This is a genomic window from Actinoplanes sp. NPDC026623, assembly GCF_040638275.1.
GTDB lineage: Bacteria > Actinomycetota > Actinomycetes > Mycobacteriales > Micromonosporaceae > Actinoplanes.
In genome coordinates this window covers 10,315-30,575 of sequence record NZ_JBEZXZ010000102.1, presented here as the reverse complement: position 1 = coordinate 30,575, position 20,261 = coordinate 10,315, and the positions used below count along the sequence as shown (strand labels likewise).

Genomic DNA, 20,261 nt, shown 5'->3' with positions numbered 1-20,261 from the left:
CGTCTCACGCGACTCCGACCATCATGCCGACCACCGCGTCCACCTTTACGGCGGATCGAGACGGCCGAGCCGAGAACACGGCAAGTGATTGCGAGCTTTCAGCCGACGCGCACGATCGGCGGCAAAAGAGTGCGCGTTGACTGGGGCGTACGAGTCCGCTATCGCTTCTATTGAGCAGTCTTCAGTCGGGTATCTGGATCGAGAGACAGAAAGGATGTCCCGCGGGATCGAGGAAGATCCGATATCGGTCCGGAGCCGGTTGGTCGGAGACCAGCCGGGCTCCCAAGCGAACTGCCTCAGCTTCGGCCTGGTCGAGGTCATCGACCGACAGATCGATATGCATCTGCTTGGGCACGGCAGCGTCTCCCCAGGTAGGCGGCCGATAGTCTGGCACCTGCATAGCTGCGATCCAGCCTCGAGTCGTGCGCACCGCGACAAACTCTTCTCCAGTCACGGCCGCCTCACCGCCGACCAGCGCAGCCCAGAATCTCGCCAGCTCTGCCGGATCCTTGCAGTCGAACACTATGGACGCGAATCGAGCGACAGCCATGCGACCACCCTACTTGCCGACTCCGGCCGAGTTGAACGACAGGAGACGGTGGGTTCTCAGAACATGCCCTCAACTCGGCATGTCCGGACTTCGGCGAGGCCCTGGCATCTCGCCGCAGTCGGCGACCCACCAACCAAGCCGGTCCAGGCTCGCCAGCGCCGACGTTCGACCCTATGAGAAGCTCTCGCCGTGATCGAATCGGCATGGCACGAAGTGTCGGCAGCTGTGGCCGCGGCACCGTATCCCGTGGAAGTGCTGCCCGCAGACGCCGACACGGCCGAACGCTGCTTGACGACGCTGGCGATGACGACACGGTCATGGTTAGGTGCGATCGTCGCGCATTCAGGCGGCCTGCTCGTTGATCACGGATGGCTGCGTGTGCTGGGAAGTGGCAGCGGCCACCTGCCTGACATCGTCGCCGAGGCGAACCCGACGGCGGGTGTGCTGATCGTGGGCTATGACGTTCTGGGCGGTCAATTCGCCTGGTTTCAACCCAGTCCAGGATCTCGGCCAACGGTTCACTACTTCGGACCCGACGAGCTCGGATGGCAGGACCTCGAGCAGGGATACGCCGACTGGCTGCACGCCGTGCTCGCCGGATCGCTGCCGCAATTCTATGAGACGTTGCGCTGGCCGGGGTGGCAGGACGAGGTCTCCGCACTCGCACTCGACCAGGGAATCCACAGCTGGCCACCACCCTGGACCGTCGAAGGCAAGGACTTGAGCCTCGCGTCACGAAAGGCAATTCCGATGACGCAACTAGTTTCTTTCCACCACGACATGGCGCGGCAGTTTGGCCAGCCAGACCAATCATGACCAAGTCCTTTCCAGAGCGGTTTATCAGGTCTATTTACCAAACCGGTAAGGCAACATCGGATAGTCGCCGAAATACGGGTAAGGGATGATCCGATGGTGCGTGCCGGCGTCACCCGACTGCTCGTAGCCGTAATAACGGCTCATCGACGCGTCCATCCACCGGTCGAACAGCACCACATGCCCTCGCAAATTCGGTGCTGTATTAATCAGCAGATCCCCCGGCCGCAGATCCGCCTTCGAAATGATGGTCGATCGCGCCGCCAGCGCGGCGGTGTTCAATCCCGGCCCGTCCAGGCCGAGCGCCATAGATACGTAGCCGGAACAGTCACGCCGATAACCATGGAACCAGTCCGCCGGATTACCACTGGACAGGTACGGAACCGGGCCACCCGACCAGGCTGTCAACCACGATTGCGCACGACCGAAAACCGTGGCAGCCTCGACACAGCTACCGGTATCAGCAACCGTGATCACCACGCAAGTGCTCGCACATTGCCCAAGATCAGACGGAATTGCTAATCCGAGCGCGGAACCTACAGCGCCGACGACCTGCACGGCCTCCGGCTCGAACTTCGCGTAGGCGTCCGGGTAGGCGCTGACCTGCACGGCCTGTGCGGCCCGTGTCAGCGGCATGGTCTGCCAGCCGGGGACGGCCAGCAGCTTGGTGTAGAACTTGGTCGCCGCGTGCTGCGGGTCCTGCAACTGTGCGGATGTGCCCCAGCCCTGGCTCGGGCGTTGCTGGAACAGTCCGACCGAGTCGCGGTCTCCGCCGGCCAGGTTGGTCAGTGAGGACTCCTGCATGGCGGTGGCGACCGCGATCACCTTGCCGCGGGCCGGTACCTGCAGGCGCTGGCCGACCGCGACGATGACCGCCGCGTTCGCGACCTGCTCGGCGTTCCACTCTCCGATCGGCTCGGGCGCTGCACTCGCACCGCCGCTCGGGGAAGCGCTGGAGCCGGTCTGTGACGCACCGACGACGGGCAGGCAGTTCGCCGACGCACCGCCGCCGCCCAGCATTCCGACGATCAGGACGGAGCAGCCCAGCAGCACGGCGGCGACCGCGACCGCGATCCCGGCGATCGGACGCGAGATCATCGCCGGTCACCTCCGTCCGGGTGTACCGGTGCCCGGCCGGACGGGGGTTGGCCGCCGGTCCACCGTTGTGACGGCCCACCTCATGGCCGATCTGGGTGCGGGGCCGGCCACGAGGTGGCGGCTCATGACGCGAGCGGCTCGGTGCCGTAGACCGTGCCGCCGCTGGTGTACATGGTGACGGTGTCGCGGCCGAGGTCGAGCAGGTAGATCCACTGGGCGTCGAGGTCGCCGGTGGCGTTCAAGGCCACGACGGTGACCGGCTCGGGCGGCAGCACGTGGCCGTCGTCGTCGGTAGCGGCCAGAGTCATCCCGACGCCGGCGATCAACTGCTCCCCGGCGAACGCGGCCTCGCCGCTGTCGGTCGTGGTATCCGGGTCGAGATAGTCCCAGTCGTGCCCCAGGAGCAGCTCGGCCAGCCTGGTGGTGTCACCGGCGGCAGCACCGACCCAGATCTTCCGCAGGGCGGGGATCATACGCCCGGGGTTGCCGTCACTGTGGACGTAGCGGAGCCGAACTTTGCCGGTTCGCCCAAGGTCGTGATTGCCGACGTAGCTGTGGGTGCTCACGTCTTTCTCCTTGATCGTTGCGCGTGGTTGCGGCCAACCCGCCGTGTTGGCCAGGACGCGGCAGCGCCACGCCTCCCGGTGGAAGGCGTGGCCGTGAGTGGGTGAAAGCAGGTGACTTTCAGCGGGCGAGGACGGCGACGTTCTCGCCGTGCATCAACGGGGCGCCGTCGGGCCCCTTGATGTGGGCGTGAATCAAGATGCGGTAGGTGTGCCGTTGCCGTCGGTCAGCCGCCATCACTGGCCGCGCAGGTCGACGGCGGTGCGGGCTTATCCGGCGAGGGTGTCGTTGGGCAGAAAGTTCACGGGCGTTCCTCCGGGTCCCGGTTGGCAGTTGCGGCGGGTGGCCGCCGGAAGGAGGCGAACACGTGCGCCGTGTCCGGCTCGCCGGACACGGGCGGCATCGGGGCGGGCGGCGTCGGGGCGGGCCGGAAAGTCGAGACGAAGCCGCTCGGTCCGGTCGGGGTGACGACGGCCCGTCCGATCACCGGTCGGTGATCCACCGGTGGCGGTGACTCAGGGGCGGGCGGTTCCGGGTCCGGTATGCGGCGGCCCAGCCGGGCGGCGTGGTGTGCGGTGCGGGTGGGCTGGCAGGGGGTTTGCTGGCCGTGGCATTGCAGGTTCGTGCAGCGTCCGTCGATGTCGGGGCGGTGGGCTGAGGCGACGGCCACGGCGAGTACCCACAGCATCGGCTCCGTGACGTCGTCCGGCGTGGGGCCACGATCGGCGAGTGGTGGTTCCTCGTGCTGCGGGTGGGCGGTGCCATGGCGGTGGCCTCCGTCGGCAGGCGTGGACATGCGACGGCCGCCGTCCGAAACCTCATCCGAAGGGGGTTTCTCCTGGTCAGGGACATCGGACGGCGACCACCACAGATCGACGCTTGCCTCTTGATAGAGGTCAAGTCGGGGAGGGAACAGACGCCGCAGCGAGCTGGACCAGGGCCGGGTAGGTGGCGGGCAGATCGGCCGGATCGGCTTGCTCGTCGACCAACACCACCGGGTCGGCCTCACGGGCAGAACGGCTGAGTTGGTAGAGGCGTCCGTCGGCGTCGATGGCCTCGACGCGGCGTGCCGGGTGAGGGTGTCGGCGTCGGCGAGCAGGTCGTCGTAGCAGACCGCCCAGGCCAGCAGCCGCAAGCCGGGGTGCGGCTGATGCACCTGCTGGCGCAGGATGTCGAAGTCGAAGGGATCCAGCGGCGGCCCGGCCGGTTCAGGGGTGGGGCCGGTTCCTGCCGCGGGCGCGGGCGTGAGGGAGTCGGCGATCTCGTGCAGGGCGGCCGGCAGCGTCTGGTGGCGGCGGCGGTGGGTGCGCAGCGGCAGTTGCAGTATGCGTAGGCACCGCAGGTCGGGTGCGCCGTCGCGCAGTGGATAGTCGTGGACGACCGCGATGGTGCCCAAGCCGCGGAAGGGGTGGCGCCGAGTGAGGTCGGCGCGGTGTCGAGCTGTATGAGGTGGTCGACGAGTGCGTGAACGGTGTCTAGGGACAGCACAGGAAGACTCCGGATTCGATGGCGGAGAATGCAGCGGGGAACGTCAACGGCCCCTGCACGGACATGCCGAAGGAAGGACTCGCGTCCCCGTGATGCGGACGCGGGCCCTTCGCGGTTATGGGGGTCAGGATCGGCCGGCGTCGCGGCAGCGGATGTGGTCCGGCAGGCTCGGCCGCTCGGCGATGGCCGCCGCGTGATCACACACCCCGCTACCGGCCTGTTTGGCCTGGTACATCGCCGTGTCGGCTCGGCGTAGCAGGTCTTTCGGCGAGGTGCCGGTAGTGGCGTAGCCGACGCTGGCGGTCACCGGCCAGTCGGTGTCGGCGTTGATCGGAATCGGGGTGCCGGTAAGCGCCCGCCAGGCGGCGCGCGCGCAGCGTCGGGTCTGCTCGGCGTCACCGGCGACAAGTAGGACGAATTCGTCGCCGGAGAGGCGGGCGGCGAGCCGGACCGGTGGGTGCAGGTCGGCCAGGCGTAGCCCGACGGCGGTGAGCAGGTCGTTGCCGGTCTCGTGGCCGAAGGTGTCGTTGACGGTCTTGAAGTCGTCCAGGTCGAGCATCACCACACCGGTCGGATCTCCGGCGACAAGGGCCTGCTCGAGGTGTTCGAGGAAGGCCCGCCGGTTGGGCATTCCGGTGGTGTCGTCGCGGCGGGTAGCCTGCTCGGCCACAGCGGCGCGTTGTTCTGCCGCAGCGATCTGCCGGCGGGCGGCATCGAGACGTTCCAGCTGCCGGTACAGCAGGGCCGCAGTGACGGCGAAGCCGGCCAGGACACCGCCGAGGGCGCTGAAGGTCATGGTCCAGAGAGGTGACAATGGGGTGCTCCTTTGCAGCAAGGAGCACCGGGGCGGGCGTGTCGCGCCACGACTGACGCCCGTCCCGGGCTGCCTGACGGGTCCGGGTTTCAGTCGACGGGTGTGATCTGGAAGGTCGCCGCCTTGCGGTCTTCGACCTTCGCGGCCTTGCCGTCTCGTTCGAGCGAGTCGAGGGCGTTGGAGACGGCGCCGTGGCTGGCCCGCGGGTAGCCGGTGTCCGCGTCGGCCTGGTCGATCAGCTTTTTCACCTCCTCGACCTTGTATTCGCGGTCCGGGTGGGCGTGCAGGATGGCCAGCGCGCTCGCCTGCAACGCCCCCTTGGGGCGTCTGCGCTTGGCCGGCGGAGCCGACGCTGTCGCCGTGCCGGGATCGGCGTCCTGGTCCTCGGCGAGTTCGGCTGTCTCGGCGGCTGCGGGCGCTGGCGTGCCGGGGTCCACGGAACGGCCAGCCGTGTCAGCGGACGCAACCTCGCTTTCCGCACCGGGCTCGTCATCGCCGCTGAGGTCGCGGTCGGAGCTCGCGGTGTCGACCGAGGGCGGTTCGGAGCTAGCTGTGTCGCCGGCTGCGGGCAGGGGTGGCGATGTGAGCGCTGTCGGCTCGTCGTCGCCGCTGTCGTCGGAAGGTCGGCCGGCGGGGGTCGCGGGCGGCTGCGTCGCGGCGGGGTCTGCGTCGGAGGCCAGCCTCGGACGGGTGCTGGGCGCTGTCTCTGACTCGGCCTCTGCCGCCGCATCGGCGAACTGGGGCGGAGTGGCGGTACTGGCTTTGCCTCTCTCAGTGAGTCTCCACATCGTCTGACCGCTGTCGCTGCGGAACCGCTCGGCCATCTCCGCGTCTTCCCAGCCGCGTAGCTTCGGGTTCACGGTGGAGTAGGCAATTCCGACCTTCTTAGCGATCGCGGCGGGGGTGGCTTCGCCGAGATCGGCGATCGCGGCCAGGACGTTGAAGTTGCTGTTCGCCGGATCCGGGGCGGAGGAGTCGTCGGTCATCGCTGTTCCCTTCTGTGTGAGCAGTTGACAAGGGGTGCACTGATCCACGCTTCGCGGAGACGATTGATCAAGTCGGATACGCATCTCGTGACCGGTGCGCGACGGTCACCGGTTGTCGAGGCGCAGCCACGGCCACAGGTGCGCGCCGAGCGGGTACCGGCCGTCGGGATCCGGGCCGATCACGTCGTAGCGCCGCAGGCCGGGGAGGCCGTCGATGTTCTCGGCGAACACCTCGATGCGGTCGTCGGACCACCGCAGCACGGGGTAGGAGTCGGGTCGGTAGCCGTCAGCGCGCCGCGCCTGGTGCAGGTCGTCCATCATCTGGACGGCGGTGACCCGGTCGAACCGGGCGAGAACGCCGCCGCCGTGGTTGCTGTGGTAGCCGTCGGCGACCAGCGCCGGATAGCTGCCGCTGCCGGTCAGCGGTACGCACGCCACGGTGGCCTCGACCCAGGTCGCGTCCGGCGGGTAAAGGTCGCCCCGCTGGTCGCTGACATCGAGCTGGCCCGGGCTGATCATCGGGCGGCGGGTGGGATTAATGCTGAGCCAGTGCGCCCCGCGGTTGACGGCTTGTTGCAGCCAGTCGATGACGTGGAATCCGGCGCTGGGAGCGCTGCGCAAGGGCAGGAAGCCGCATCGGTCGATGCCCGTCGTGCCACTGCCGGTGGTGGCGGGGCGCTGCCAGCGGCGGGCGCGGGCGGCGTGCTCGCGGCCGTCGCGGCCGTACCAGCCGGGCACGCCGTTGGAGGTCAGGGGGTCGCCGTCGGGTTGGGCCTGCCAGATGAGCGCCGGCAACAGCGGCGCGCCGGCCAGCAGCCCGGCTGCGGTAAGCCCGTGTCGCGGGGTGCTGACGGCGTGCACCGCGAGCGGGACGACCTCGTCGAGGTGGAACCAAAGCCGGCCGGCCGAGTCGGTGCCGGTGGTGTCCTTGTCCGCCGGCCGGTGAGCGGGCGGGGTCGCAGGTGTCATGGTCGGTCTCCTTCACCAAAAGCTGTGATGAGAGTTCCGGGCACGGCCATGGCCGGCCGCGCCCGAAACACGGGAGATGACGCGCAGTAGCGCGCCGGGCCGGGCGTAGGCCGGGCAAGGGCAATGAGCGGTCTGAGGTTCCGCGGCGGCGTGCGCGGGCGAGGATTCGCCGTGGCGCGTCCGGACAGCCGCGCCAGCTGGCTAGGGCTGACCGGTGTCGCGGAAGGCGGCTTTCACCTGGTTCGGAATGACGCCACGCGCGTTGTAGGCCGGCAGGCCGAGGTCGACCTCGTGGTCGTGCCACCACTGCCGGATGGTGCTTGCCTTCTCGCCCGTTGCGGCTTTGCCGGTCTTGCTTTTTGGGAGCCGCCGCCCGGCGGCGATGAACGGATACAGCGCTGCGCGGAGCCGCTCTAGGTTGTGGTCGGCGAGGTCGATCTCGTACTCGACGCCTTCGAGGGCGAAGCGGTAGGTGTCGACACCCTGCTCGATACTCGGGTCGAGATCGTCGACGACGGTGCGTTGGACACGGGTGGCCATGGGACTCTTCTCCTTCGCGTGGTGTTTGTCGCAGCGGTCGGCTGCGGTTCAGCGGGGCCCGGACGCGTACTCGGCTTGGAGCCGGCGCAGGCCCTCACGCTCGAGCCAGGTGATCGCGGCGACGCTGCGCTGCATCACCTGGGCGACGTGGTCGCGGGGGCATCCGTCGAGGTAGCGCAGCTGCACCACCTGCCGGTGGGCCAGGGCGAGCCGGGCGAGCGCATCCCGGAACGCGGGCCGGCGCAGCATTTCGGCGGCCACCGTCGTCGGTTGCGGGTCGCCGGTGCGGTCCTCGTAGAGGGTGTAGGCGGCGCGCAGGTACCGGTGCTGGGACCAGGAATGGGCGGTCACCGCGCGGGCGGCCAGCTGCAGCATGGATCCGAGCAGGTCCATGCCCAGCAGGTGCGGCTCGGCCAGGGCCGTGCAGAACGCTTCCTGGACCAGGTCTTCGACCACGTCGCGGTCGCGGAGGCGGGTGGCGAGATGGCGGGTCAGCCGGTGCGCGGTGTGCTGGTACAGCTCGGCGAACGCGGCACTGTCGCCCTGGTGCAGGCGGGCCAGCAGCGCGGGATCCGCCTTGACCGGCGGTCGGTGCAGGAGGGTCGATGTCATCGGGGTTCCTTCCGTGGTGACGGGAAACCCGGGCACGGCCGTACGCCGTGCCCGGGGGTGCGCAGGTCGCGCGGGGTGGCCGGGCAACGGCCAGGTCGTGCAGTTCAGTAAAGAATCGAAGCGACCAGGTCACCCGCGGCGCGAGCGGCAGGCGCTGGTGGCTGGCCGGGCAGCCGGCGGCGGGTCAACGCTGAAAGTGCCGTCCCGGCGGATGAGGAGTGGGACGGGAGGGCTGTCGGTTCAGGCTTCACCGGCCTGCGGCAGGGTCGCTGCCAGGGCGGCGGTCTTGCTGCCGAGCCGCCACATCGAGAAGGCATTGCCGAGCGTGTCGGCGACGCCGTCCTCGTATTCCGGCTGGCTGAAGGGCAGCTGGGCGTGCGGGCCGACCCGGAAGACAGGCAGGTCGTAGTACTTCTGAGCGACCGTGCCGGCGCCGGACACGTCGTACGTATCGCAGTTGCCGATGTCACCCAGGCCCTGGATGCGCGGCTCCTTGGAACCGGTGCAGAGCACAACGAGGTCGTAGCCGCGGCCGTCGATGACGGCCATGCCGGGCAGGCCGACGACCCTCGCGCGGCGGGGCAGCACGGTGAGGCGCCGCGCGCCGGACCGGTCCGGCCGTAGGTGGCGTCCGATCGCCTGATACCTGCCGCGGATGTCCTGCTGCCAGGCGGCGCAATTGGTCGGCAGGTCTTGGTCGTACCAGTCGATGCGGTCCACCCGGTCGAGGGCGGCAGCAGCCATGAACGGTTGCGGTGCGATGCCCAGCACCGATTCGACGGCGCATTTGCCGGCGTCGCCGCCGCCGACGACGGCGACCCGGCGCAGCCCGCGCAAGGGCCATAGGCCCGCCATGCGCTGCATGAACTGGGGGAAGGTGACGATGGTGGTGCCGTTGGCGAGGTTCTCGCCGGCGGGATCGCCCAGGCCGCGGGCGTCGATGATGCGTCCGACCGTCAATGTGCCGTGGCCTTCGATGTCGAAGGCCACGCCGATGCCGTCGTATTCGCCGACACCGGTGACCTTGGCGCTGGGCACCACGTCGGCGTATTGCGCCAACGCGAGCCGGATCACGAACGCCATGTCGGTGTTCGTCTGGTATTCGGTCATGGACACGTTCGCGGCCTGGATCGGTGCGCCCGGCAGGAAGTTCAGGCTTGCGCTCTGGTCGCCGGCCAGGCCGGGGCCGCCGGGACGGTTGCGGGAGTTGAGGTAGAACACGGGCCGGGTGGTCATCGCGAAGGTGCCGCCGATACGCGGTTCGCGTTCGAGCACGAGCGGCTTCGGGAATCCGGTGAGCACGCGCGTGGCGGCGTAGACGGCGGCGTGGTAGCCGCTGCCGATGATCACCTCGCGGTCGTCGTCGATGGCGGTGAGGGTGTCCTGCCGGCGTTGTTCGTCTGACCAGTGGTTGTCCAGAAATCGGTCGGCGAGCTCGCGGCCGGCGGGGTCGAGTGCGATCCCGGTCAGCTGGGCGGCCAGCAGGTGCGGGAAGTCGGCGGCGCGTTCGGTCATCACCCGCACGCCCTCGGAGGCGGTCGGTGTTGAGGCGGCGGCGGTCAGCATCCCCGCGATGGGGGTGGAAGGCTCGAACATGGGCTTGGCATCCTTTCTCGATCTCCCCAGGCGATCCGGGCCGGCCGGTGTCACCTGCCCCCGGAGATCCGGGAACAGGAGGTGGCCAGGGCACGGTCCCGGGGAGCGTTGTGAACAGGTGCAGTGCCCGGCATGGCGCCAGACCCTGGAAGTGCCGCGCCGACGAGGTGGTGGTCGGCGTCTGAGCAGCTGGGCGTTGTCCGCCGTGGGGCTGGTCGGTGGTGGAAGAGGGAAAGAGCGGCCGTGTCACCGGCCGGGGTTCATGAACGCCCCGGCCCGGGGCGCCGGGCTTGTCCTTCGGCGGCAGGGTCTGCGGGTGCACCGCTCGACAGGTGCGCCCTTCCGGGCTTTAGCCGGGCCAGGCTCTGCCTGGACAAGTCGCAGGTGCGGCCCGAGCGCAGCGGTCAATAGCCGAGGGACGACGGGGGTGTGGAGCGGACGGGGCAAGTTCCTCGGACGCTGTGGCAGACGCTGGGCAGCAGTCCCCAGGATGCAGCGGTCATCGCCGGTGATGATGATGTCGAGCGGGTGGTGTCAGTCGGGTGTGGCGGGGCGTCAGCCGCTGGTGCGCATGGTCCGTGCGAGGGTGTTCAGGACAGCGAGGGTGCCGTCGAATTCGGCTGCGGCTGCTTGCGGCAGGACCGCTACGCAGTGCCCCGGTTCTCCGAGCACGTGGGTGAACAGACTTGGTCCGTTCGTCGATGTCGACGGCGTCGATCACGCGGATGGTGACAGGGCCGTCCTCGTCGTCGACCGTCTCGGTGTACAGGTAGACCCAGGCCAGGAACCGGACGTCGGTGACCCGGGTCAGCTGGTCCTGGACGCCTGAGCCGCGCATGTCGTCGTGGGCCTGGTGCAGCGCGGCGACCGGGCCGTCGGGGTGGCTCCAGATCTCCGGCGGGACCGGCAGCGGATTCACGCCCAGGTGCCGGGCGGTCGAGTCGGGGTGCCCCGCAACGGGGGTTTCCTGCAGCACGGCGAGCAGGTTCTCGCCGGACCCGTGCTGGGTGCGCTGGCCGTGATCCTCGAGGTCGGTCAGGCAGCGGGTGATCGCCTGGATTTGGATGCCACTGAGCATGTGCGTCTCCGCATTCCTTGCGGTTCGGATTGGGTTCCCGCTGGCCGGCTTGGCCTGCGTGGGGTGGAGCCGGTCCGGGCTGTCACGTATCCCTTGGGTTCAGGGGTGTGGCGACAGCTACCGGACCGGATCCGTTGGTCGAGCTAGAGGGTGACCGCGACCAGCCGCTGATCGTCCTCGATGTTTTCGAGGTAGCGGTTGGCCTGCGCGAGGAAGGTGACGCGGTCAGCGAACGCGTCGGTTGCCGGCGCGATCTGCTGTCCCTCGGCGGCGAGCAACGCATCGCCGCAGACCGCGGTCAAGGCGCAGTAGTGCTGGTAGGCCGTGGCTCCGGCCTGCAGCATCTCCAGCTCGTCGATCGCGAGAGGCGCGACGGTGTTGGCCGCGTTGTGCATGGCCATCGCGGTGACCCGCGGCTGCCGCCAGAAGTCGGCGGCGGCCTGGTCGAAGGTGTACTTGCTCGGGTCGTTCAGGTGCCGGCTGTGGAAGTGGACCCACGGCTGGGCCGGCTTGGTGCCCTGGACGGCCTGCTGCCACTGCTGGTGGCGGATACCCGCGCCGACACCGGCGGCGTACCTCAGTCCGGCGAGGTTCAGCAGCCTGGCCGGGCCGCCCGCGCAGTACGCGGGAGTTCCCTTGCGCAGCTCGAACATCTGCCGGCGCTGCCACAGGCGCAGATTCTCGATCGTCCAGAATCGGGCCTGCAGTGTGCCGTCGACACCGAAGTGCCGGTGCAGCTGGTGAGCCGTGAGCGCATCACTCGACAGTCCGTCGGGCAGGCACACGATCATCGTGGTGATGGTCGCGGCAGGCCGGACGGGCGTCGGCTGACCGTTGGTGCTCGGCTGAGCAACCGGCTGCTGAGCCGGGCGATTGGGGACACGCTGTCCGTTGCGGGACGCGGTAGTGGCCATGGTGGTCTCCTTCGATGCGGGCGTGCTGAGGGCACGCAGAAGTGACCGGCCCATCGGGTACGTGGGTCGGTCACGGGGGTCAGCGAGATGGTGCTGGTGGTTCGGTACGACCTTGGGGGTTCGCCGCGCAGTGCAGGTGTCGACCAGCCCTTCACAGGGGTGGTGGACACGGGGCACCGAGGTGGTGCGGCGGTGGTTCCCAGAGGCGGGACCGGACCGGGGTGGAGATATATAAGGAGAGGTGTTGCCGGAAAAGGTAGCGGTCGGGTCTGTCAGGACCGGCCGCCGTCATGATTGTCAGAACCTGCCCTGACCTGCACTGTCAGACTTCAGTCGTGCTGCCGTGCGACCCGTGTGCGGCGCTGTCAGACTTTCTGCGAGTCGACAAAGTCCCCGCCCGGGGTGACAGACCGCGGCGGACGACTACGGCAGCCCGTGAACGTGCCGTGGCGCGGGACTGGCGGCTACGCCGGGGTGGCTCCGGTGGGGTAGCGGTGTGGGTTGGTGGCCGGGTTGTTGGGGCCGTGGTCCGACGGCAGTTCGTGCAGCCACCGGCGCGGCCCGGGGTCGTGGGTCAGCGTCCAGGCGGGGCCGGCGGGGTGCTCGTCGTGGATGCCGGTGGCGACCGGCATCGCCAGCCGCCTGCCGGCGAGGACGTCGAGCAGGTGCTGTTCGCGGCGGCGGCCGGGGACGCGCAGCAGCACCGGGTAGTGCGGGCCGTGCGCGGCCAGGCGGTCGTATTCGCGCAGCTTGCGCAGCACGGTGCCCAGCGTTTCGGTCCCGTTGTCGTGTTCCAGGAAGAACCCGACTTCGTGGCCGCCGGCGATCCAGACGCCGTGGCCGTCGGGCCGGACGCCGGGGCCGCCGGTCGCTGCGGCGAGGGCCGCGTACACGTCGGTGGTGTGCTGTTCGGACCACCAGCGGGCCAGCCGGGCGTTCGGATCGGTGCGGCTGTAGGCGTGCAGGTCGACGAACAGCTGGTTGGTGCCGAGCAGGTGCGGCAGTCGGCGGCTGCCGATGATGCGTTCGGTGCGTTCCACACTGGAGCGTGGTCCGCGGCCGTCGGTGCGCAGGGGGTCGTTGTACTGGGTCGGGTAGACCACGGCGCCGAGCGGTCCGAGGGTGTAGAGGTACTGGCGGTCGCCGGTGGTGACGTCGACGAAGCGGGTCACGGCCTGCATCGAGTGCAGCACGGCGAGGCGTAGCCGGGCCGAGCGCAGCGAGCCGAACAGGGCGGCGCCGATCTGGGCGGTGCTCAGGATGTAGTGCTCGGCGAGCCAGGCCAGTAGCAGGTGATCGCGGGCGGTCAGGCGGCGCAGTCGGTCTAGGCGATCCAGACGCGACGACGAGGACCGACCATGAGACGACGAGGCGGAAGAAGAGGAGGGAGAGGAGGAGTTAGAGGAGGAGTTACGCGAGCGGGAGGAGCGATCGGGATGACGAGAGGTGGACACGAGTGCTGCTCCTTCAGGCGGAGGAGGTTGTCCCTCCGTTGGAGGGGTGTCGGAGTTCGCTGAGTGGCGGTCGTGGCCGGCTCAGCGGCGTGTACTGGGGATACAGGGCGCACCGGCCGTTTCTGTCAGACCGGCGGCTGGGCGGTGGTGAAGGGCTGGTGAAGCCGAGACGGAAGGTGTCACGGCAGCCTGCTGACCAGCGCTGACAGACTTTCTCGGAGCTGTCGCAACTGCCTTTCGATCTGTAGCAGCGCAGTGCGGTTCAGGGTTGCGGTTTCTCGCCGTTCTTGCCGCGCTGTTGGCGGCCGTCGTCGGGTTTGGCGGAGAACTGTTCGACGAGTTCGTCGATCGCGCTGGTGTCCTGCGCCGGCACCCGGGCCGCGGCAGCTTGCCGGATCGCGGTCGCCTCACCGACGACCGGTTTCGGCGGCCTTGTTTTGAAGGTGAACGCCGCCGTCTGCCGGCCACCCACGACCAGGCGGGCCACCGCGGTGTAGGCGTCCAGGTGCGCCAGATCGTGCTCGTCGAGCTCCGGCAGGGTGTGCCGGGCCAGGACGCGGGCGTCCTCCGGCGCCACCGAGAAATTGATCTTGTTGCGGGCGTTCGCGGACGCCGCCGCCAGCAACTCCTTCGGGAACTGGGCGAGGTTCTGGTGGGCGAGGACCATGGAGAGCCGGTATTTGCGGGCCTCGGCGAGCATGTCGTCGAGGCTGCTCGCCAGGGTGAGGAAGTTCTGCGCCTCGTCGATGATCAGCGTGGCGTCGCGGCGCTTCTCGGGGGGCATGGTGGCGCGGGCGGTGGCGGCCTGCCACACCTGGGCCAGGATCAGGCTGCCGAGGAGTTTGCTGGTGTCCTCTCCCAGTTGGCCTTTCGGGATGCGCACGAGCAGGGCACCGCCGTCGAGGACCTTGCCCATGTCGAAACTGGACTTCGGGTATCGCATCGTGCGTTTCACGAAGTCCCGCAGCAGGAACGACCTGAGCCGGGCCAGGACTGGGCCGATGACCTGCGACCGCAGCGCCGGGTTCAGCGAGTCGTACCACTGCCAGAACCCGGACAGTCCGGCCGGGTCGTCCAGGCCGACGGTCATCGAGGACCGGAACTGCGCCGAGTTAAGCAGCGGCGGGATGTGCTGCAGGGTGACGTTCGCGTGGCGTAGCAGGGTCAGGCAGGCGACGCGCATGACGTCGTCCATCCGCGGCCCCCACGCTTTCGCGAAGATGTTGCCGAAGATCGACACGATGTTGTCGACGACCAGGTCCGGGTCGTCGCCTTCGAGGGGGTTGATCGTGGGTGGTGTCTCCTGGTCCGGGTCGAACAGCACCACCCGGTCCGCGACGGAGGCGGGGAGCCGGTCGAGGATGTCCAGCACGAGGTCGCCGTGCGGGTCGATCACCACGGTGCCGCGGCCGGCGATGATGTCGTCGACGGCCATGTTGACCAGCAGGGTGGTCTTGCCGGAGCCAGTGGAGCCGACCACGTGCATCTGGTAGCGGGCGTCGGCCACCGCGAGGGCGACCGGGTGCCCGCCGGCCTCCGCGTCACCGAGCACCTTCACACTGCGGCCGCCGGTGGGGACCGCCACCGGTGCCGGCATCGATTTGGCGCGGGCCCGGTCCAAGCCGGGGACGGCCAGGTCGCGGGGCAGCGCGGCCAGGACCGCGATCTCGGGGGTGGAGGCTAGGAATCCGGCGCCGAGGCGCCGGGCCGCGACGACGGCCACCGGCTTTCCCATGCGGGTGCGGTGGGCGAGCCGGTTACGGCTGGCGTACACGGCGTAGGCGGAGGCGATCGTGTCGGCGATACCGCGCAGCCGGTCCTGCGAGCGGGCGCCGCCGCGCGGGTTGTCCTTGGCGACGACGTACCGGATCCCGATTGTCCACAGGCTGTGGACGGTCTTGTCGAGGATCGCCCGGACATCGCGTTCCAAGCCAGGGTCCCGCCTGCTCGTGGCCGGTGTGCTGCGGGTGGGTGTGCTGCGGCCGGGCAGGAAGATCTCCAGCAGGAACAGCAGCGGTGCCGCCGGGTTGATCGTCGGCAGGGCGGTCTTGCCGTCGCGTAGCCGGCCGGCGGCTCGGCGTGCCCGGCCGGCGCGCCGGGGTGGGGCGGGCCGGGCGAGGATCTGCACGCAGGCGTGTTCGTCGTCCTTGAGCTGGGAGCCGGCCGACATCAACGCGCGCAGCGGGTCGTTGTCGTGGTCGGTTTCGAACGGCAGCCACTCGGCGGCCTGGGGCAGCAGGTGGCCGCCGGTCGCCATCGGCACCTGCAGGGGGATCGGCGGCGCGGCGATGCCGGTCTTGCACCCGGCGGACGGCCAGGCGGCCCGGATCGCGGCTTCGACCGCGCCCTGCGGGACGGTGCCGGGCACCCACACCGAGATGAACAGTTGCCGGCCGGTCCAGGCGTACTGCCAGACGACGTGCGGACTGCCGTACAGCCACCGGCGGCGGGTGGAAGGGGTGAGGGTGCCGTGCAGGTTCGCCCACAACGCGGCGGCCGACGCCGCATCGACGTCCGGCGGTGGTGCGACCGTGACCAGGCGCGCCCCTTCGGCGTGGTAGCGGTGACGCCATCCGGCCAGGAGGTTCTGCCCGGCGACGTAGGCGACGAGCAGTCCGGCGGCGACGGCGAGGAGCCAGGGCCGCTGCCACGCCCAGGCGCCGGCCTGCAGGATCCACTGCGCCGGTGCGCTCGGCGCCGGAATGACATCGGCGCCTGGTCCGGAAGGACCAGGCGCCGGGGTGGGCGAGAAGAAGATGGGCAGAGTCGGGTTCACAGATCGGTCTCCTCGTCGTCGAGGTCGGCTAGGTCGGACGGCTTTGTTGTGGCGAGGAAATGTTCGGTTCGGGACGAGATCGCCTCGAACGCGGTGCGCTGCGGGCCGGAGATGAGCAGGCCGTGGCCGACCCGGGCGGACAGCAGCATGCGTCGCTCGCCGGCGGTGAGGCCGAACGCGTCGGCCACCCGGTCGATGGCCTGTGGCGCCTGTTTGAGCAGGATCTGGGTGGCGGCGTTGGCGACGACGGCCTGGCCGAGGTCGGTGCCGAGGACGTCGGCGACGTCCTGGGTGATCACCGACAGGCCGGCGTTGCGTTTGCGGCCCGCCTTGCTCATTTTGAACAGGAACTTGGCGCCTTCGCCGTCGCGCATCAGCAGCCAAGCCTCGTCCACGACCACCAGCCGGCGCACCGACCTGCCGGCCCGGCCGGGGGTGTCGACGCTGCGCCAGATCGCGTCCAGGGCGAGCAGTTGCCCGACGGTGCGGAGTTCGTCGGGTAGCTGCCGCAGGCTCCAGACCACCAGGTGCCCGTCGGGGCGGGTGGTGGTCGGGCCGTCGAACAGTCCGGCGAAGGAGCCGTGCACCCACGGGGCGAGCCGGGCGGCGAGCTGGGCGGCGGCCGGATCCGCATCGGTGTCGAGCACCGCGGTCAGGTCTTTCAGCAGTGGGGCGGGCCGGTGGTGGGTGGCCGGGTCGGCGGTGATGCCGGCTTGGCGGTATGTCTGCAGGATCGCCCGGTCCAGGGCCGCGCGTTCGCCGGGTGGCGGCGCCTCGGCCAGCAGCACCGTGATGAGGGTGTGCAGGAACAGTCCGCGTCGGGTGAGCACGTCCGGGCGGCTGTCGCCGACTGGGAGGTCCAGGGGGTTGATCTTCACGCCGGAGGCGCCGAGCCGCACGATGGTGCCGCCGACCGCGTCGGCGAGGCGCAGGTACTCGTCCTCGGGGTCGACGACGGCGACCCGCACACCCTGGTAGAGGTTGCGCAGCACGTCGAGTTTGACGAAGTAGCTTTTCCCGGCGCCGGAGCGGGCCAGGACGATCGAGTTGTAGTTCTCCTGGCTCCACCGGTCCCACCACACGATGCCCTGGGAGTCCGGGTTGATGCCGTAGAGCACCCCGCCGGTGGTGGCGGGATCGCCGGGCAGCGGCGCCGGTAGATCCGACGACGCGATGGGGAAGGCGGCGGCCAGGGCTGCGGTGTCCATGGTTCGGCGCATCTGCAGGCTGTCGGTGGCCAGGGGCAGGGTGGTGGTCCAGCCGGATAGATGCCGCCAGGTCGCCGGCTGCACCTCGATCAACGTGGACGCGGCGGCGGCTTTCACCTGGCTGCACGCCTCGCGGAGCTCGGCCTCGGTGCGGGCGTGCACGGTCAGATACAGGCCGACCCGGAACAGCTTCGACACCCCGCGGGCGAGGCGTTCGGCGAGGTCGGCGGCGTCGTCGGCGGCGGCCTCCACGTACGGGTCGGCCAGCTTGCCCTTCGCCACGTCAGCCCGGCGCGACGATTCGAAGCGGGCGCGCTGGGTGCGCAGCCGTCCGGCGGCGACCGGGGCCGGGATGGGGTCGATGTGCAGGGCCAGATCGAGGCGGCCCGGCCAGGACAACAGGGGTTCGAGCCAGGCCGGGCCGACCTCGGCCGGGTAGCCGGTGACCACCAGGGTGGCGGCGTAGCCGTCCCCGACCCGCAGGAATCGGGGAGTGACCTCGACGGACGCCGGGGCGGCGGCGGCCGCCAGCGACGAGGCTGGGGCGTCATCTTGTGGCGGGGTTCTTCTCCGTTTGCGTGTCAGTGTCTTCACGGTCGTCTCCTGGATGGCGGCGTGGGGCCGGTGATGACGGTGTCGGGGGCGGCCAGGCCGCCGGGGCGCGGCGGCCGGTACGGGTCCGCCGCCGCGGCGAGCGCGGCGGTGGCGGCGTGCCCGTCGAGGGCGCGGGTGGTGACGCCCAACCCGCTGAGAGCGCGCACTGTGCCGTCGGCGCGGCGGCGGGCGGCGTGTTCGCCGCGTTCCCCCGCGCTGGTGCGGGTGACGATCAGGACCTGCCGGCGCAGCGGATCCCGGCGTTCGGCGAGGTCGTCGAGGAAGCGGGCATGATCGGCGGCCGCGTCGGCGAGCGCCGGGTGCGGCATGCCGTCGGCTGCGGCGGCGAGGGTGCGGGCGTGTGAGCGCAGGTCGACCGGCTGCGCCGACACGACGATCTGCGTCACCGTGGACAGGCTGTTGAGCCACCTGCCGAACGTGTCGACCAGGGCGGCCTGCTCGTCACCGGTGCGCAGCGCCAGGTTCACGGTGGTCGCGGCGACCATCGCCGCCCGTGCCCCGCCGAGGGTGATCTCACCGTCGTCGCTGATGCTGCCGGCGGGCAGCGTCAGCGGCGCCGGCAACATCACCGTCGATTTCGGTGCCTCGACCCAGTCGGGGACCTTGGCGGTGGTGTCGGTGGTCGACAGCGCCCGCGGGGCGCGGGAGTGTCGCACCGCGGCGAGCAGCCACACATCGAGGGGCAGCCCGTCACGGCGGCCGGCCGCGAGCCCGAACACCAGACCGCCGAGGATGACGGCGGCGCCGAGCAGCACCGGCATCGGCAGAAGGTCCTGCAGGGCTTGCCAGGCGCCGTAGCCGCAGACCGCGGCGACGGCGAGGATCGCCAGTTGCCGGAAGGTGAGTCCGTAGGCGACTTTGTCGGGGGCGTCGACGTCGGCGGGCATCCTCGCCCGCACGACGTCGCTGTCACGGCGCTCGCTCATCGCAACACCCGGCCGATGCCGGGTATCGCCCGGCTGATCTGCTGGACGACGATGACCTTCACCATCGCGCCGAGGACGGTGGTGCCGCGGCCGCCTTCGGTGGCGTAGCGGCGGACCAGGCCGGGAACCTTCACGCAGGTCCACAGCAGGACCATGACGACGAACAGGTTCAGCACGCTGCCGGGCTCGACCGGCAGGCCGAGCATCGGCATCATCTGCGCCGGGTCCAGCAGCATCCACTGCGCGGCGAACAACACGAACCCTTGCAGGATCGGGACGGCGAGCACCCCGCCGAACGAGCGCCACCACAGCCGGGCGATCGGGTCGGTCTGCGGCAGCGCGTGACAGGCCAATGCGATCGGGGCGCCGGCGGTCAGGACCAGCGCGAGCGCGAACCGGACGATCGCCGAGCAGCCGGTGGCGGCCATCAGGAACAAGATGATCGACACGCAGACCAGGAACAGCAGCCCACCGGTCTCGCCGGCGGTGGTGATGTGATTGCGCATCGCCTGGAACGCGCCGTCGTTGTTGAAGTTCTGTTCGGTCAGCGCGCTGGTGAGACCGTTGGCCACGTCGATCATCTGGCCGGTGATCAGTTGGGAGAAGTGGGCGGTGATGAACCCGACGACGCAGCGTGGAATCAGGTCCTTGACCGTGTAGCGGGAGCGTTCGTCGCCTTGGTTGGTCATGGTCAGCACGCCGACGGCGAGGAACACCAGCACGAACATCGTGTCGACGATCCAGATGGCGCGGCCGGTCAGCGCCTGCACCTGCGGGAGCCGGGTCACGTTCGGGGTGATCAGGAGAACGTTGGTGATCACCGCGATCATGGTGTTGAGGCTGTCCAGCAGCAGGTCGGCGAACCAGTCCAGGATGTTGTCGAGCCAACTCATCGGGTCGAGCCAACCCATGGGGTCAGCCTCCGACGATGCCGCGCACGACCTGCAGCAGGATCGGGGCGAGCACCGCCAGGCCGTAGCCGACCAGCGCGTTCTTCAACGCGCCTTTGGCCTTGTCGACCTGGGCGGGGTCACCGCCGGCGGTCGCCCAGTACACCCCGGCGAGAACCAGGAAGAGCGTGGCGACGGCGGCGAGGATGCCCATGATCCAGGTCTGCAGGTTCGCGACGACCTGCGGCAGGCTGTTCGCGGCCACCGTCACCGTGCCCGGGTCGGCGTGGGCGGCGGCCGGGGCGAACAGGATCAGCGCGGCCGCACCGATGGGTGCGGCCGCCCCGCCTGCCCGGCGGGCCCTAGCTAT

General features: G+C 69.9%; 19 protein-coding genes. 1 reads left to right on the top strand and 18 read right to left on the bottom strand.

Annotated elements, in window-relative coordinates:
• Positions 1-181: 181 nt before the first annotated feature.
• A complete protein-coding gene (locus AB0F10_RS26710) occupies positions 182-550 on the bottom strand; it encodes a VOC family protein (RefSeq protein WP_360630549.1) in 369 nt (122 codons plus the stop codon).
• Between the two features lie 189 nt (positions 551-739).
• On the opposite strand from AB0F10_RS26710, the gene AB0F10_RS26705 reads away from it, so the two are divergent.
• A complete protein-coding gene (locus AB0F10_RS26705; RefSeq protein ID WP_360630546.1) occupies positions 740-1,366 on the top strand; it encodes a DUF2625 family protein in 627 nt (208 codons plus the stop codon).
• 30 nt (positions 1,367-1,396) lie between these two features.
• Here AB0F10_RS26705 and AB0F10_RS26700 read toward each other — a convergent pair whose 3' ends face one another.
• The 17 genes from AB0F10_RS26700 to AB0F10_RS26620 all read right to left on the bottom strand — a co-directional run bounded on the left by AB0F10_RS26700 (position 1,397) and on the right by AB0F10_RS26620 (position 20,261).
• A complete protein-coding gene (locus tag AB0F10_RS26700) occupies positions 1,397-2,461 on the bottom strand; it encodes a hypothetical protein (protein ID WP_360630544.1) in 1,065 nt (354 codons plus the stop codon).
• A 122-nt stretch (positions 2,462-2,583) separates the two neighbouring features.
• A complete protein-coding gene (locus AB0F10_RS26695; RefSeq protein WP_360630541.1) occupies positions 2,584-3,027 on the bottom strand; it encodes a hypothetical protein in 444 nt (147 codons plus the stop codon).
• A gap of 299 nt (positions 3,028-3,326) precedes the next feature.
• Positions 3,327-4,421, bottom strand: a complete 1,095-nt coding sequence (locus tag AB0F10_RS26690) for a hypothetical protein (RefSeq protein WP_360630538.1) — start codon at positions 4,419-4,421, stop codon at positions 3,327-3,329.
• A gap of 216 nt (positions 4,422-4,637) precedes the next feature.
• Positions 4,638-5,327, bottom strand: coding sequence for a GGDEF domain-containing protein (locus tag AB0F10_RS26685; RefSeq protein WP_360630535.1), 690 nt, complete (start codon positions 5,325-5,327; stop codon positions 4,638-4,640).
• 89 nt (positions 5,328-5,416) lie between these two features.
• Entirely contained in the window at positions 5,417-6,313 is an 897-nt protein-coding gene (locus tag AB0F10_RS26680; RefSeq protein WP_360630532.1) for a MarR family winged helix-turn-helix transcriptional regulator, read from the bottom strand.
• 105 nt (positions 6,314-6,418) lie between these two features.
• Positions 6,419-7,282 (bottom strand): hypothetical protein, encoded by an 864-nt coding sequence (locus AB0F10_RS26675; RefSeq protein ID WP_360630529.1) that lies wholly within the window; start codon positions 7,280-7,282, stop codon positions 6,419-6,421.
• A 201-nt stretch (positions 7,283-7,483) separates the two neighbouring features.
• Complete coding sequence (locus AB0F10_RS26670) at positions 7,484-7,822, bottom strand: Lsr2 family protein (protein ID WP_360630526.1); 339 nt, start codon at positions 7,820-7,822, stop codon at positions 7,484-7,486.
• A 48-nt stretch (positions 7,823-7,870) separates the two neighbouring features.
• On the bottom strand, positions 7,871-8,434 hold the full coding sequence (locus tag AB0F10_RS26665; protein WP_360630523.1) for an RNA polymerase sigma factor: 564 nt from the start codon (positions 8,432-8,434) through the stop codon (positions 7,871-7,873).
• Between the two features lie 240 nt (positions 8,435-8,674).
• A complete protein-coding gene (locus tag AB0F10_RS26660) occupies positions 8,675-10,084 on the bottom strand; it encodes a hypothetical protein (RefSeq protein ID WP_360630520.1) in 1,410 nt (469 codons plus the stop codon).
• Between the two features lie 445 nt (positions 10,085-10,529).
• The gene (locus tag AB0F10_RS26655) at positions 10,530-11,108 is read right to left on the bottom strand and encodes a hypothetical protein (RefSeq protein ID WP_360630517.1); all 579 of its coding nucleotides are present in this window, start codon (positions 11,106-11,108) and stop codon (positions 10,530-10,532) included.
• 143 nt (positions 11,109-11,251) lie between these two features.
• Entirely contained in the window at positions 11,252-12,022 is a 771-nt protein-coding gene (locus AB0F10_RS26650; RefSeq protein ID WP_360630514.1) for a hypothetical protein, read from the bottom strand.
• Between the two features lie 464 nt (positions 12,023-12,486).
• Positions 12,487-13,359, bottom strand: a complete 873-nt coding sequence (locus AB0F10_RS26645; protein WP_360630555.1) for a replication-relaxation family protein — start codon at positions 13,357-13,359, stop codon at positions 12,487-12,489.
• A 379-nt stretch (positions 13,360-13,738) separates the two neighbouring features.
• Positions 13,739-16,252 (bottom strand): type VI secretion protein, encoded by a 2,514-nt coding sequence (locus tag AB0F10_RS26640; RefSeq protein WP_360630511.1) that lies wholly within the window; start codon positions 16,250-16,252, stop codon positions 13,739-13,741.
• Positions 16,249-18,045: an ATP-binding protein gene (locus tag AB0F10_RS26635; protein WP_360630552.1), complete on the bottom strand. Its 1,797-nt coding sequence runs from the start codon at positions 18,043-18,045 to the stop codon at positions 16,249-16,251. Before AB0F10_RS26635 ends, AB0F10_RS26640 begins: the two co-directional genes overlap by 4 nt.
• Positions 18,046-18,050: 5 nt before the next feature.
• Complete coding sequence (locus tag AB0F10_RS26630; RefSeq protein ID WP_360630508.1) at positions 18,051-19,001, bottom strand: PrgI family protein; 951 nt, start codon at positions 18,999-19,001, stop codon at positions 18,051-18,053.
• Entirely contained in the window at positions 18,998-19,912 is a 915-nt protein-coding gene (locus tag AB0F10_RS26625; RefSeq protein WP_360630505.1) for a hypothetical protein, read from the bottom strand. The genes AB0F10_RS26630 and AB0F10_RS26625 overlap by 4 nt, the downstream gene beginning before the upstream one ends.
• 4 nt (positions 19,913-19,916) lie before the next feature.
• Positions 19,917-20,261 (bottom strand): pilin, encoded by a 345-nt coding sequence (locus tag AB0F10_RS26620; protein ID WP_360630502.1) that lies wholly within the window; start codon positions 20,259-20,261, stop codon positions 19,917-19,919.